General features: G+C 45.1%; 14 protein-coding genes. 9 read left to right on the top strand and 5 right to left on the bottom strand.

The genetic code is table 11. From position 1 onward, the window contains the following. Window positions 1-169: 169 nt before the first annotated feature. Window positions 170-643, bottom strand: a complete 474-nt coding sequence (locus tag L3Q72_RS16460; RefSeq protein ID WP_275133248.1) for an FKBP-type peptidyl-prolyl cis-trans isomerase — start codon at window positions 641-643, stop codon at window positions 170-172. A gap of 17 nt (window positions 644-660) precedes the next feature. Continuing rightward, window positions 661-1,287 (bottom strand): thioredoxin domain-containing protein, encoded by a 627-nt coding sequence (locus L3Q72_RS16455; protein WP_275133247.1) that lies wholly within the window; start codon window positions 1,285-1,287, stop codon window positions 661-663. A gap of 157 nt (window positions 1,288-1,444) precedes the next feature. Here L3Q72_RS16455 and L3Q72_RS16450 point away from each other — a divergent pair, with 157 nt between their 5' ends. Beyond that, window positions 1,445-2,077, top strand: a complete 633-nt coding sequence (locus tag L3Q72_RS16450) for an OmpA family protein (protein WP_275133246.1) — start codon at window positions 1,445-1,447, stop codon at window positions 2,075-2,077. Here L3Q72_RS16450 and L3Q72_RS16445 read toward each other — a convergent pair. Both L3Q72_RS16445 and L3Q72_RS16440 read right to left on the bottom strand, forming a co-directional pair. Continuing rightward, window positions 2,074-3,822 carry a formate--tetrahydrofolate ligase gene (locus L3Q72_RS16445; RefSeq protein ID WP_275133245.1) on the bottom strand — a complete coding sequence of 583 codons (1,749 nt, stop codon included), beginning with the start codon at window positions 3,820-3,822 and terminating at the stop codon, window positions 2,074-2,076. The two genes, L3Q72_RS16450 and L3Q72_RS16445, sit on opposite strands and share 4 nt — an antisense overlap. A 174-nt stretch (window positions 3,823-3,996) precedes the next feature. Further along, window positions 3,997-4,467 carry a CreA family protein gene (locus L3Q72_RS16440; protein ID WP_275133244.1) on the bottom strand — a complete coding sequence of 157 codons (471 nt, stop codon included), beginning with the start codon at window positions 4,465-4,467 and terminating at the stop codon, window positions 3,997-3,999. A 261-nt stretch (window positions 4,468-4,728) separates the two neighbouring features. Between L3Q72_RS16440 and L3Q72_RS16435 the strand changes: the two genes are divergently transcribed. The 8 genes from L3Q72_RS16435 (at window position 4,729) to L3Q72_RS16400 (ending at window position 12,584) form a co-directional block, all read left to right on the top strand. Beyond that, window positions 4,729-5,226, top strand: coding sequence for a flavodoxin (locus L3Q72_RS16435; protein ID WP_275133243.1), 498 nt, complete (start codon window positions 4,729-4,731; stop codon window positions 5,224-5,226). A gap of 137 nt (window positions 5,227-5,363) precedes the next feature. Beyond that, window positions 5,364-6,029, top strand: a complete 666-nt coding sequence (locus tag L3Q72_RS16430; RefSeq protein WP_275133242.1) for an HAD-IA family hydrolase — start codon at window positions 5,364-5,366, stop codon at window positions 6,027-6,029. Window positions 6,030-6,208: 179 nt separating this feature from the next. Next, window positions 6,209-6,748 carry a DUF3332 domain-containing protein gene (locus L3Q72_RS16425; RefSeq protein WP_275133241.1) on the top strand — a complete coding sequence of 180 codons (540 nt, stop codon included), beginning with the start codon at window positions 6,209-6,211 and terminating at the stop codon, window positions 6,746-6,748. Window positions 6,749-7,148: 400 nt separating this feature from the next. Next, window positions 7,149-7,526: an NADH:ubiquinone oxidoreductase gene (locus L3Q72_RS16420; protein WP_275133240.1), complete on the top strand. Its 378-nt coding sequence runs from the start codon at window positions 7,149-7,151 to the stop codon at window positions 7,524-7,526. Window positions 7,527-7,748: 222 nt separating this feature from the next. After that, window positions 7,749-8,753 carry a response regulator gene (locus L3Q72_RS16415; protein ID WP_275133239.1) on the top strand — a complete coding sequence of 335 codons (1,005 nt, stop codon included), beginning with the start codon at window positions 7,749-7,751 and terminating at the stop codon, window positions 8,751-8,753. Beyond that, window positions 8,753-9,190, top strand: a complete 438-nt coding sequence (locus L3Q72_RS16410) for a PAS domain-containing protein (protein ID WP_275133238.1) — start codon at window positions 8,753-8,755, stop codon at window positions 9,188-9,190. The genes L3Q72_RS16415 and L3Q72_RS16410 overlap by 1 nt, the downstream gene beginning before the upstream one ends. Before the next feature lie 26 nt (window positions 9,191-9,216). Continuing rightward, window positions 9,217-10,701 carry an NAD(P)H-hydrate dehydratase gene (locus L3Q72_RS16405; protein WP_275133237.1) on the top strand — a complete coding sequence of 495 codons (1,485 nt, stop codon included), beginning with the start codon at window positions 9,217-9,219 and terminating at the stop codon, window positions 10,699-10,701. Between the two features lie 254 nt (window positions 10,702-10,955). Further along, the gene (locus tag L3Q72_RS16400) at window positions 10,956-12,584 is read left to right on the top strand and encodes a methyl-accepting chemotaxis protein (protein WP_275133236.1); all 1,629 of its coding nucleotides are present in this window, start codon (window positions 10,956-10,958) and stop codon (window positions 12,582-12,584) included. Between the two features lie 63 nt (window positions 12,585-12,647). On the opposite strand, the gene L3Q72_RS16395 is transcribed toward L3Q72_RS16400, so the two are convergent. After that, the gene (locus tag L3Q72_RS16395) at window positions 12,648-13,190 is read right to left on the bottom strand and encodes a hypothetical protein (RefSeq protein WP_275133235.1); all 543 of its coding nucleotides are present in this window, start codon (window positions 13,188-13,190) and stop codon (window positions 12,648-12,650) included. Between the last annotated feature and the right edge of the window lie 52 nt (window positions 13,191-13,242).

The following is a 13,242-nucleotide window of genomic DNA, read 5'->3' as shown; positions in this document are numbered from 1 at the left end:
GGGAATAAATTAGGTTTGCGTTATAGATGAGTACTATGTCATCCCCGCGAAGGCGGGGATCTACTTACAACGCGCTGTAAATTCAAATATTTCTATTGGCCCTACGGCTTGCTGTAACTAGATTCCTGCCTTCGCAGGAATGACGACATATTGGCATATCAGTAAACGTCTATTGAATCTCCAACAATTCAACATCAAAAATCAGAGTGGCTGACGGTGGGATAGGGCCGGTACCATTTTTTCCGTAGCCAAGTGTGCTTGGGATAAACAGGCGAACTTTCTGTCCTTCAACCATATACTGAAGACCTTCCTGCCAGCCTTTAATCACCTGATTCAGACCAAATGCAATAGGTTCGTTTCTGTCAACTGAGCTGTCAAATACGGTTCCGTCAATCAGAGTGCCGTGGTAGTGAACTTTAACGCGGCTGTTTGCAGCAGGGTGAACAGTACCGGTTCCTTCCTGAAGCACTTTATACTGAAGGCCGCTCTCTGTTGTGATAACACCTTCCTTTTTAGCATTGTCGCTAAGGAATGCCTGACCTGCTGCGAAATTTTCATCAGCCGCTTTGTGATTTGTCCATGTTCTGTAGATAAAGAAAGCTGCAAGAACAAAAATCAGAATTGGGAAAATAAATTTAGACACCTTGTTTCCTTGAGTTGTTATTTCTGGTTAAGAAGATAGTTAATTGTTGCTGCCATTTCTTCTAATGATTGATGGCCTTCAGTAATAATCTGATATTTACCTTTAATGATAAAGGTTGGTACCGCATTAATTTCACCATCCTGAGTCACAGTGTCCGCGGTGGAGATCAACTGGCTAAGTGCATCCAGCTCAGTCTGGTCCATTTTATACGGGCTCTTCAGATCTCTGGAAATAAAGGCATTTTCTACCGCTGCTTTCTGATCAGTCATTGTCGAGTCCTGCATCTGAATGGCTGAAAACAGCTCGTCCATCATCTGTGCATCCGGCGTTTTATTCAGTTGCATCACTGCAGCGTAGTAAAACAGAGCGGTAACCTGCGCGCTTTGATTAAAAGTGACATGAACTTTGCCGACTTCCTGATTAGTCAGCTTTTCAATCTCTGGCAGCATATGTTCCATGTTCCTGCAGTGTCCGCAGGTAAGAGAGAATATTTCGGTCACAGGAGAAAGATTAAGGTGACTCAGATCTTTTGGCAGCACGGAGTACTGCTTACCTTCACTTGGCGCGTTACTGCTGTCGCTGCAGGCTACTGTAGAAAATACAGCTAAAATAACGATAAGGCTTTTGAAAATGACTTTTAGCATAATTATTAACGGTTTTATTGAGACAGAGTGCGATTCTACATGCAGTTGTCGATACAGAAAAGCAGGCGCTTCGCAAAGCTGACAGAATCATGACTAAAGATATTTGATTATACGCCGATAAAACTGACATCGGGATAAGTTCACCTTGGTAGAAGACATGAGAAATTGGTTAATTCTGTTAGTTTTGGCATTAAGCGGATGTGCTGCCCCCCAGATGTCCAAAATTATGCCTGGTTCAATGCTGGATGTGGCCCCTCAAAATGAGGCTATGCTGCTGCATCCTGAATGGGGTGAACCAGAGCAGCAAACCGGACTGGTCCAGAGTGTTCAGACCAATATGGTTGAAGGCCCCTATGGAGTGAGAAGAAGTGGTCCTTCCGACGCGTTTACTCTATTTCTTTCTCAAATGGGGATTGAGCACGAGGTTTTGCCTGGTGATCATTTAATTGTGAAGCTGAAAAGAAAAGTTGAGTTTACGCCAGGCTCTGACAGAGTGTCCGGTGACTCGCTATACCTGCTAAATCAGATAGGGGCTTATGTCTCTCAGATGCCGTATATTGATGTGATTATTGAGGGACATACAGACAGCACAGGCAGTTCTGCAGTAAATGAAAGCCTTTCGCAGCGCAGGGCAAACATGGTGAAATCAGAGTTAATGAAATACAACGTCTCATCAGCGTCGATTTATACCCGAGGATACGGCGATTACATGCCTAAATGCAGCAACAGTACTAAGTCAGGAAGAGCATGTAACCGGCGTGTGGAGTTATCGTTTGTTATGCAGAACTAGCTTAAACCAGTCACATTCCCGTCTTCATCAATGTCCAGGCTCATAAATGCAGGTTTCTCCGGCAGGCCTGGCATTGTCATTACATTACCTGTCAGTGCGTAGATAAACCCGGCGCCTGCGCATAATCGCAGCTCTTTAATTTCTATCTCAAATCCCTGTGGCGCGCCTTTCAGGGAAGAGTCGCTTGAAATGGAAAGCGGTGTTTTTGCCATGCATACTGCAAGTTTCTCATAGCCAAGGCGCTTGTAATGCGAAAGCTGCTGCTTCGCTTTTTGTGATAATGTCACACAACATGCGCCGTAGCCAACTTCTGCTATGCTCATCAGCTTTTCTTCCAGGCTGTGTTCTTCGCTGTAGAGTCTGTTAAATGACGCTTCGCTGTTACAGGCAAGAACCACCTTTTCAGCAAGCTGTGCCGCTCCGTGTCCACCTTCGGCAAATGAGGTGCTGATAGCAACGGAAACCGGCAGCGTTAGCTCGTCAATTTTGTTCGCCAGCCAATCCAGTTCGGCTTGAGAGTCCTGAGGAAAACGGTTAATGGCAACGACCGCCGGAACGCCATAGCGGGTTACGTTTTTGATATGCCAGAGCAGGTTTTCAAAACCGGCTTCAAGTGCCTTTTCATCGCTTTCAAACAATGAATCGGGCAGGGGTTGTCCCGGTCTGAGATCGTATAGCCCGGAGTTCGCTTTAAGGCCGCGTAAAGTTGCAACGATAACAGCGCAGTCCGGCGCTTTCCCTGATGCCGCTGCTTTAATATTGCAGGCTTTTTCAAAGCCCATATCGGAGCCGAATCCGGCCTCAGTGACGGTATAGTCGCAAAGCTTCAGGGCAACTTTATCGGCAATAATCGAAGAGTTTCCGTGGGCAATATTGGCAAAAGGTCCGGAATGAATCAGGGTGGGAACGCCTTCCAGCGTCTGCATCATGGTCGGCTCTATGGCATCACGCATGGTGACTGTCATGGCGCCGGCCACCTGCAGATCTTCTGTGGTAACTGGGTTTCCTTCCAGATCGTATGCCAGAACAATGCTGCCAATTCGCTTACGAAGATCTTTCAGATCGGATGCCAGCGCCAGAATGGCCATCAGCTCAGAGGCTGCTGAAATATCGAAGCCTTCAGCCCGCTCATAGCCGTTAATGGTTTTGCCGGGCTCGTTGTGGCCAATGGTGACCATACGCAGGGCGCGGTCATTGTGGTCAACAACCCGGCGCCATACCACGTTCTCAGCATCGATTTTCAGTGCCTTTAATCCGGTTTTAGCCTGAAACTCGCTATAACCTAATCTCTGCTCGTGATAGATACGGGCATCGATGGCTGCTGAAGCAAGGTTGTGGGCTGCGGTTACTGCGTGGATATCTCCGGTAAGGTGCAGGTTGAGTTCATCCATCGGAGCAACCTGACTATAACCACCACCGGCAGCGCCGCCTTTGACGCCAAATACCGGCCCCATAGACGGCTGCCTGATGCAGGCTGCGACAGACTGCCTGAGTTTTGCCAGACCCTGAGCCAGTCCAATAGTGGTAACGGTTTTGCCTTCGCCAAGGGGAGTTGGAGTAATCGCGGTAACCAGCACCAGTTTGCCGTCGGATTTATGTGATAAGCGCTCAAGGCAGTTAAGAGATATTTTTGCTTTATAGTGACCATGTGAAACAAATTCGTCCTTCTGCAGGCCGAGTTTATCAGCGATTTGTCCGATTGGTTTGAGTTGCGCGGAACGGCAGATTTCTATGTCACTTAGCATTAATTACCTCATAAATGCGTTACGTAAACGTTTGCGTCGGGATGATACCCTGCAAATATGCTTTGTAAAGGAAAAATAACAGCAATATTTTTTGGTATTTTTGAGGCAGATAGTTATACAGACTTTGATTCGCCATATCCAGCAGAATACTGAATATGGCGTTAAGAGGAGTGGCTATTTCTCCGCAGCTGGTTCCTGATAGGCTTGTGTTCCCCATAGCGGAACGGTTGACAGGCTATGCTTGAAGCTGCCGGAAGTCTCTTTGGTAGAATACGAGAGATACATCAGAGTTTGTGAACCTTCATCATATATTCGTCTTACTTTCATGTTCTTAAAGAAAATACTTTTCGACTTAGTAAACACAACTTCGCCATCTTTGGAACGGTCGATCTTTGCAATCATATCAGCCGTTATTTCCCCGGTTTGACGACAGGCAATAGAGCTGTCGCTGGGATCAGAGAGGCTAAAGTCTGCCTCGATAGAAGCTATATGACAGGTAACGCCGCTGACAATAGGGTCGGTGAGCGTATTTAGCTTAATATCGGTCAGTGTAAACGCACCAAGAGAAACATCTCCGACTTCGTTGCTGTCACAGGCTGTCAGGGCCAGAGTGATAGCAGATAGAGTGACCAGTTTTTTTAACATAATAATTAGCCTGTTAGTGAACGAATGGGTATACCTTTAAAATATTGGTGAAATTGGCATTTTTCAACTCGGGCTAGCATAAAATTTGCAGGAAGATAGAATAGTGACAAATTTTTGAATAGGAAGGGTGCATGAGAGCGGTTTTAGTATTGATACTAGTGTGTGCTTTGGCTGGTTGTGCGTCGAGCCCGGCTGGTTCTGTCTGTAATTCAACGGTTTGTGATATCTGGAACTGATGCAAACCGAACATAGGAAGTTTTTGTGACCACAATAAATGAGTTAGTTGAAAAGAAAAACAGATGGCTTGCCAGTCAGGTTGATGTTAAGTACCCGACAGCGGAAAGCTTGCGCGGAAGGGACTTGTACAGGGAAAGAGAAAAGGCCGCGACCTACGGGCAAATTCAGGCAGAAACGGCAGATGTTCAATCCGGAGAGTATGAAATCTATGAAGTTGATTTTCACAGGTTAACGGTGATGTTTGCGCAATTCGTGTCTGAAGGCTGGAATGATGCCTCTGATAAGGCCTGTGTGCTGGAGTTTCTGGCTCAGATCATCCTTTCGGACGAACACAAAATTTATCTGGGCTTTCAGAAGCAGGTACTGCTCTTTGCCGCTATCATGAGTGCAGATAAGACGCGTACCTTGTTTTCCGACATTACAATTACTTCTTCTGCCTCATCGCTTAATAAATCAACTGTTGCGGGTGTGCTTGCATCCTATCTGAATATTTCTGATCAGGAAGTGTGGTTTAACCAATAGTCTCCGAATAGTGATCCGCATTACGAGTTTCACTATTTCTGTCTGCTTTGCTTATCATTATCCGCTGCTTCTGCTGTTATGACTCGCTTTTTCCTGCTTATTATGGAGAGCATAAGTTAGTTGGAAGTGGTCTGCTCATGAATATAAAAATCAATAAGATAAAATGCGTCATCTTTGATTGTGATGGTGTACTGGTCGACAGTGAAAAGCTGTGCTGTCAGGCTCTGGTGAATGTGTTTACTGATTTCGGCGTTAAAGAGGTGACATGCGAAGATATCATGGCCCATTTTAACGGCGGAAAGCTGGCTGAAATTTTGACAGAAATTAAACAGCGGCTTGAGATAAGCCTCTCTCTTGATGAGCTGGAACCGGCCTACCGCAAAGAGGCAGAAAGGCTATACAGCGTAGGGTTGAAACCCATTGACGGCAGTATGGAGGTGCTGGATGCACTTGATCAACTCGGTATTGACTACTGTGTTGTATCTAATAACCCGCGAGAGAAAATAGAGCTCTCTCTTAAACTGACCGGCCTTAAGGACAAAATTGGCGAAAAGTACTTTTCCGGATTTGACGCCAATAGCTGGAAGCCTGAACCGGATCTGATCTTATATGCTGCAATGAATATGGGATATTCTGCTGATGAGTGTATTTATATCGATGATACGGTCAAAGGGCTGGAGGCTGGTGTACAGGCCGGTGTAAAAACCTATCATTTCCGTACCGAGCAGAGCATTCTTAACAGTGGTTATCCCCATGTCACTGAAATTTCAGATATACGTCAGGTAACCGATCTTCTTTCATGACTTATGTTGCTTATTGCGTCAAATAAGTTGAAATCCGAACATTTAAAATTGTAATTAATTGATTTTAACAGCAAATTTACTTAGTAAATTTGCTGTTAAAGCTTGCTCCAAAGAGTTTCCGCCCTTCCTCCCCAACGCTAAACTTCGCGCACTGTTTAAAGCACGATAGGTTAGTCATTATGAAACTAAAAAAAGTAAAAATTGCCATTGCAGCGGGTTTAGGCATTGTCACGCTTTCAGGCTGCATGGGCCAGATGGGGGTTACAGGCGTTGTAACAAAGTTCAACCTGGAAGTGGTTGATAACCGCTACGGCCGTGAAGGAATGTTTGTCCTGCTTTCTCCGGTTTATGCGATCGCTTCAGCAGCAGACCTGTTTATTTTTAATGCTATCGAGTTCTGGTCCGGTACTAACCCTATTACAGGTAAGTCACCGGCGGTCGTTGATCAGCCTGTTGAAGCCATTTTTAAAGTTAATGATGATTTAGACTCTTCTTTGACTGAAGTGCCTCTGAGTAACAATAACGATATTAAGAAGGCGACTCTACAGCAACTTGATGAAAATACGCTGGAAATGCATGTCAGCTACGTGGACGGAGCGGAAAAAGTACTTCGTGGAGAGAAAGTGGATAGTGCGGTGAACTTCTATCTGGGCGAAGAACATATCACGACAGTGAGCCTGACAGAGCTACAAAATTATGTAACTGTCTCTAATCTATAGATAAAAATATCGCGCCGGTATTGGTATTGCCTGATAAAGCCCTTGTTTATAACAGGGGCTTTTTGTTGTGAAAAATTAAGGCTTATTATGAAAAATTAAGTCAAGCCTTTAAAAACTGATGGAAACAGCTCACAAAACCAAGGTGTATACGTAACCATTTTGTATAATTTAGTATTTTACGTATATTTAACATATAAAACCAAGTCTCATATCACATTGAAATATAAAGATATTACAATATCGCAATGTTGCTAATATGTTATTCATAATCTCTGGGAATAAAAGATCTCAATTAATAGACACTGGGCATCTTGAAAAATTGCTATAAATAAAGATAATACAGCGCAATCTTAGTTTTTAATTATGCAAAATTCGTGGCAATGGTTTTCAGGAGTGCGGTATGAAACTTTTTCTAGTATTAATGGCGTCAATATCAGCAGGCGTAATCTCAGCAGATCACCTGCATTCATTTATGCTTGGACTGACCGTAGCCTCTCTGGCTGTTGGTAGCTGCTATTGGTTTGCATTCCGTACCACCCGCTTTCCTGAGCTGGCTATGATTCTCCTGATCTGTGGTCTACTGGCAAAACTGTCTATCACAGTGGCAGGGGTCATTATTGGAGTGAAAGCCGCTCTGATCACTTCACCTCTGGTGTTTGCATTTTCTTATCTGTTCTTCTCGATTGCTGTCACTTACCTGTGGTTTTCATACAGAGACCGTATAACTCCGGAACCAAAATCAGAGACGAAAACTAAGCATGAGGTCCGACACGTTTAAAGTCTGTACCGAACCACGAATTTATAAAGGAGCTGAATCAGCTCCTTTTTTTGATCCAGCTTTACGGTGTGGCCGTAATATTTATCAATATTTCATAGCCTTGTTAGCAATTCTTTATATCGTATATCCACTTCTCTGTTACACTTATCTAGGTGTATTGGTGTTCCTCAATGATATCTTCTAAAAAAGACAAAGCAGGACATCTTCGATTAAGGAAAATGTATGTCATATCCCGTACTGATTTGTGATGACTCAGCGCTTGCCCGAAAGCAGATGGCAAGGTCATTGCCCCCTTCACTTAATGCCGAAATCACTTTTGCGGTTAACGGGCTCGATGCTCTGGAAAAGCTTGAGAGTCAAAAGTTTAATCTGATGTTCCTTGACCTTACCATGCCGGAACTGGACGGATTTGGTACGCTGGAAGAGATCCGCAAAAAAAGAATCGATATTTCAGTGGTCGTTGTATCAGGGGATATTCAGCCAAAAGCCAAAGCTAAGGTTGAAGCACTTGGCGCAGTCGCTTTTATCCAAAAGCCAATCGATAAAGAGCTACTTAAAACCGTTCTGCGGGAGATAGTTTCACCGGCTGAGCCACAACAGATCACAACAACCACTTCAGTCGCTCTGCCAATTCTTAAGCGACGCGATATTTATATGGAAGTGGCGAACGTTTCCATTGGCCGGGCCGCGGACGCTTTAGCCCGGCATTTTGATGTGTTTGTACACCTGCCTCTTCCTAACGTGAATATTTTTGAAGTCAGCGAACTGCATATGGCGCTTGAAGACCTTGCCGGTAATGCCGCTGTTTCAGGGGTATGCCAGGGGTTCAATGGTGAAGGTATCGCCGGAGAGGCGCTGGTTCTGCTTAGTGACTCCAGTATCACCGACTTAAAAAGCCTGATGAAAGTGCCGGCTGAAAGCGAAGAGCTTGAAGAGCTGGAACTGCTGATGGATGTTTCTAATATTCTGGTCGGGGCCTTCCTTAACGGTCTTGGTCAGCAGGCCGAGGTGAGGTTTTTCCAGAGCCAGCCTGTGCTTCTTGGTCAGCATATCCCGATAGAATCTGTTATCAAGTCCACCACCGGCAGCTTTCACAAGACCATGACCTTTGAGGTGAGCTACACCATAGATAACACCAGTATCCGCTGTGACCTGCTGTTTATGTTTGTAGATGAATCTTTGCCATTGCTGGACGCTAAACTTGCTTACTTAATGGAGGATTTCTGATGTTAAGTCTTCCCGCTGAATTTGAACAGGTCCACTGGATGGTGGACATGGTGCAGAACGTTGACCTTGGATTAGTGGTACTGGATACCGACTACAATATCCAGGTCTGGAACGGCTTTATGACGCACCACAGTGGTTACCAGGCGCATGATGCAATTGGTAAGTCTATCTTTGAGGTTTTTCCGGAAATACCGAAAGAGTGGTTTATCATCAAGGCGAAGCCCGTTTATGACCTGGGGTGCCGGAGTTTTATTACCTGGAGGCAGAGGCCTTATCTGTTTAAGTGCCGTAACGTCCGCCCGGTGACTCAACAAGCTGATTTTATGTACCAGAACGTGACCTTAAACCCGATGCGCACACCAACAGGTGAAATACGGTCGCTGTTTTTGTCCATTCAGGATGCAACAGCAGAAGCGATGATGGATAAAAACAGTTAACTAAGAAACAGGCAGGGAGTGTGTTTGTGAACAGCAGGGAAGCGAGCCTGTATCAGGCAAAAGATGTTCGTGAAGGTGAGCTGGAAGTCGCTGAGCGGCTGAATCTTGAGATGTATGAGCTGATGCGCCGTGCGGGGCAGTCGGTATTTGACTTACTTTTATCCGGATATCCTGATGCGCAAAATATCCTTATCGTCTGTGGCGGGGGAAATAACGGCGGTGACGGCTATGTTGTCGCAAAGCTTGCAAAGCGGCGGGGGATGTCTGTTCAGCTTTGGCAAATCGGTGATCCTGCCGATCTTAAAGGTGATGCTGCGACAGCAAAAGATGAATGGCTAGCCGAACAGGGCACTATCTCCTCACCACAGCCGAAAATACCAGAAAATGTGGATCTCATCATAGACGGGTTACTCGGCACCGGTTTATCCGGTGAAGTCAGACAAAACTATGCTCTGCTGATTAATGCCATCAATCAGGCGCAAAAGCCGGTTATTTCCATAGATATTCCTTCCGGTCTTTGTTCGGATACCGGCCGTAACCTCGGTTGTGTTGTTAAAGCACAGCACACCGTCTCATTTATCGCACTTAAGCGCGGCTTGTTTACCGGTCAGGCGGCAAATTATACCGGCAAAGTACATTTCGCCGGTCTTGCTGTGGATCAGGCGTTTCGCCAGCTTGTTGATGCGAAGGCACATTTGATTACCGCCGAAGCGGTTGAACCCTTTTTAGCCCCCCGCGAGCGCGTTTCCCACAAAGGTAATAATGGCCGGGTTCTGTGCCTTGGCGGAGACAGGGGAATGTTTGGCGCAATACGGCTTACCTCTGAAGCCTGCGCCCGTACAGGGGCTGGCTTAACAAGGGTGGTTACTCAAGCTGAAAATGTTTCAGCACTGGTAAGCGCCAGACCAGAAGTGATGACCTATGACTGGCGCGGCAACAGTAATGAAATAAACGATCATCTTGAATGGGCGGATGTTATCGCCATTGGTCCGGGACTGGGCTCCTCAAGTTGGGGGCGCTCACTGGTGGGCTACTCCAGAACCGCGGATAAGCCGGTTGTGGCAGATGCTGACGGCTTGAACCTGCTTGCCAGAACTCCGGATTTTAATAATAACCGGATTATTACTCCTCATCCGGGCGAAGCGGCAAGGCTGCTGAACTTAACGGCAGAAGAAGTGGAGAAGGATCGATTTCAGGCGGTAAAACTTCTTCAGCATAAGTTTGGTGGTGTGGCCGTTTTAAAAGGTGCCGGAACCTTGATTTATGATGGCTCTCATTACTGGATTTGCAATGCCGGAAACCCGGGCATGGCTTCAGGAGGAATGGGGGATGTATTAACCGGTATTATCGCAGGCTTGTTAGGGCAGGGGCTGACCTTGTCTGAAGCGGCAAGAGCCGGAGTCTGGATACACTCCACCGCCGCTGATTTATCGGCTAAAGAACTGGGTGAACGCGGTATGCTGGCAAGCGATCTGTTTCCGTATATCCGGCGGTTAGTTAACCGTTTCTGAATTATTGTCTTTAAAACTGCCGGAACAAACACTTCTGGCAGTTTATTTACTCAATCTCTCTGCTCAGGTTTTGTATGGTGCGTCGAATATTTTAACTTCGATTGTACATGTTAACGCCATACGGTTTTATTCGTGACCTCTCTCGCTTAAAAATAAATTATTGAACTTATAAATAACTGGATGTTATCTGACATCTTTTTGTTATTTCAAAATATGTCAGTATTTTATTCATATAAATTTATATCGAGGGCGGGATGGGGCTAGATAATTTAAAAGTAACCAATAAAATAACAGCAGGCTTTATTGTTGTGTTGCTGATTTTTGCAATAACAGGTGCTGTTACTTTAGTCAAAATTAATCAACTGGAAGAAAAAGTAAACTTAATAAGTAAGCAAAGCTTACCGTCCATTAGTTTGATTAAAGATATTCAGGTACAGATAACCAAGATAAGGAAGGATGAATTCTCTCTGCTTCCAAATGCCGGACACCCGGATCTTGGGGCATGGATTGAAGACCTGGAACAGTGGCGAAGGGATGTGCTTGAGTGTATAGCCGAGTACGAGTCACACTACTTAAGCCAGCAGGAACAGGCGGTTTTTAATGAATTCAAGCTTGCGTGGCTTAAGTATACCGAAGAGACAAAACCTTATAATGCCTTGTTAAGTTCAGGTTTAGTCGAGCAAGCCAATCTTGTTGTGCTTAATAGCTTTGGCATATACAGCCAGGCTTTAGATAATCTGGATAAGGTGATTTTAATAAACGAAGAAGAAGCTAACCAACTTAACGCAGATATAGTGACCGCCGTACATCATATATTTTTAAAGGTTGGAATTGGCCTGGCAATATCATTTATCGCAACTTATTTTGCTTCAACGGTATTGAGAAAACAAATTCATTTCCCTCTACAGCTGGCTTTAAATTTTGCACAAACTATCTCTAAAGGTGAACTGAATAGGAAAATTGACGTAACCCATATAAGAAATGATGAGTTTGGTGAGCTATTAAAAGCACTGACTCAGATGCAGGACAATTTACGCTCTTTAGTCAATGAAATTAATGATTCAGCAATCCAGTTAGTCAGCGCCGTGGATGAAGTCAGTGCCATTTCTTCTCAGACAGCCGTTGGTATGAATACTCAGCAAGAAGAACTGAGTGCCGTCTCCTCTGCTATGACTCAAATGCAGGCTGCGGTAAAAGAAGTTGCCGTGAGTACCGAAAATGGTGCGGAGTCCGCCAATCTGGCAAATCAGCTTGCTCTTTCAGGAAGTAAGGCGCTAACCGAAAGCATTGATGCCATTTCAGATGTAGCCAATACCGTTCAGATGGCAGGTCAGTTGTCAGTTGAGCTTGAAAGCAATTCAGAGAAAATCACCATGATTGTGGATGTGATCCGGGATATTGCCGATCAGACAAATCTTTTGGCGTTAAATGCTGCAATAGAGGCGGCAAGGGCCGGAGAGCAGGGAAGAGGCTTTGCTGTCGTGGCAGATGAAGTGCGTTCACTGGCTCAGCGAACTCAGGACTCCACAGTTAAAATTGTTGATATCGTGACTGAGCTGCAGAAAAACGCCACTCAGACAGGTCATGTCAGTCGTGATTGTGAGAAAGGTATTCAGGCTTGTAAATCGCAGGCAAACGCTGCGAATATCAAGATAGATGAGATACAGGTGGCGATAGATAATATTGCAACCATGAGCGTACAGATTGCCTCTGCTTGTGAGGAGCAGAATAAAACATCGGAAGAGCTAAACCGCAGCGTTGGCAATATTTATCAGGCGGCATCTGAAATGTCTTCCGGGGCCGGGCATACGGCGGATGCCTGCCAGGATATGTCCCGCCAGTCCTATAAACTGAAAAAACATGTAGAGCAATTTGAGCTCTGATTTAGGTACTAAAAAAGGACAAGCCCAAACGGCGCTTGTCCTTTTTGCTGAATTTGACCCAGATTAATACTGGAAGCGAACGTTCATCATTAACTGGTTGCCGCCTTCAAATACGTAATTTCTTCTCAGTGAAGCACCCATAACCAGTTGCTGAGTAGAGTGGAAGCGGAAGCCAACATTATATGTGCTGTGAGTTTCGCTATCGTCAACTAATTGACCAACCTGACCAAATAATTCGATGTTCTGCAGCATCCAGACACGGGTACCAACGGCGAATTCTGGAAGAAAGTCATTACCTACCAGATCATCGTCGTTTTCTTTCACATTATGTAATAGCATCTGTCCATAGATGTCAGCAAATTGGTTAACCGGACCATTAAAGCCGATACCACCGGTAAGAATCCAGTCCCCTTCGAAACGGCTGTCGCCCCGCACTAAGAAGTGAGCGTTATCTACAAAGAGTGATGAAAAACCAACGCCTACTGAAGTAGGACTGGTTCCAATCATAATATCCAGATTGTTGTATGAGAAATTGTTAGCGTTCGCTGAAAATGATGAAAAAACTGCTGCTGCGATAATAGCAAACTTTCGCACGATTCCTGACATGGAAACTCCGTTGCTTATAATTAATGAACTGTTATTTGTCTTGCAGTATTCG

The sequence above is a fragment of the Vibrio sp. JC009 genome (assembly GCF_029016485.1).
GTDB lineage: Bacteria > Pseudomonadota > Gammaproteobacteria > Enterobacterales > Vibrionaceae > Vibrio.
Note: the sequence above shows the minus strand (reverse complement) of the source record. Positions and strands in the feature narration are given on the sequence as shown.

What these genes read in the sequence shown, in the direction of transcription:
- L3Q72_RS16395 (WP_275133235.1), bottom strand. Translation starts at nt 13,190, where the DNA reads ATGTCAGGAATCGTGCGAAAGTTTGCTATTATCGCAGCAGCAGTTTTT.
- L3Q72_RS16430 (WP_275133242.1), top strand. Translation starts at nt 5,364, where the DNA reads ATGAATATAAAAATCAATAAGATAAAATGCGTCATCTTTGATTGTGAT.
- L3Q72_RS16420 (WP_275133240.1), top strand. Translation starts at nt 7,149, where the DNA reads ATGAAACTTTTTCTAGTATTAATGGCGTCAATATCAGCAGGCGTAATC.
- L3Q72_RS16440 (WP_275133244.1), bottom strand. Translation starts at nt 4,467, where the DNA reads ATGTTAAAAAAACTGGTCACTCTATCTGCTATCACTCTGGCCCTGACA.
- L3Q72_RS16455 (WP_275133247.1), bottom strand. Translation starts at nt 1,287, where the DNA reads ATGCTAAAAGTCATTTTCAAAAGCCTTATCGTTATTTTAGCTGTATTT.
- L3Q72_RS16445 (WP_275133245.1), bottom strand. Translation starts at nt 3,822, where the DNA reads ATGCTAAGTGACATAGAAATCTGCCGTTCCGCGCAACTCAAACCAATC.
- L3Q72_RS16450 (WP_275133246.1), top strand. Translation starts at nt 1,445, where the DNA reads ATGAGAAATTGGTTAATTCTGTTAGTTTTGGCATTAAGCGGATGTGCT.
- L3Q72_RS16410 (WP_275133238.1), top strand. Translation starts at nt 8,753, where the DNA reads ATGTTAAGTCTTCCCGCTGAATTTGAACAGGTCCACTGGATGGTGGAC.
- L3Q72_RS16415 (WP_275133239.1), top strand. Translation starts at nt 7,749, where the DNA reads ATGTCATATCCCGTACTGATTTGTGATGACTCAGCGCTTGCCCGAAAG.
- L3Q72_RS16400 (WP_275133236.1), top strand. Translation starts at nt 10,956, where the DNA reads ATGGGGCTAGATAATTTAAAAGTAACCAATAAAATAACAGCAGGCTTT.
- L3Q72_RS16425 (WP_275133241.1), top strand. Translation starts at nt 6,209, where the DNA reads ATGAAACTAAAAAAAGTAAAAATTGCCATTGCAGCGGGTTTAGGCATT.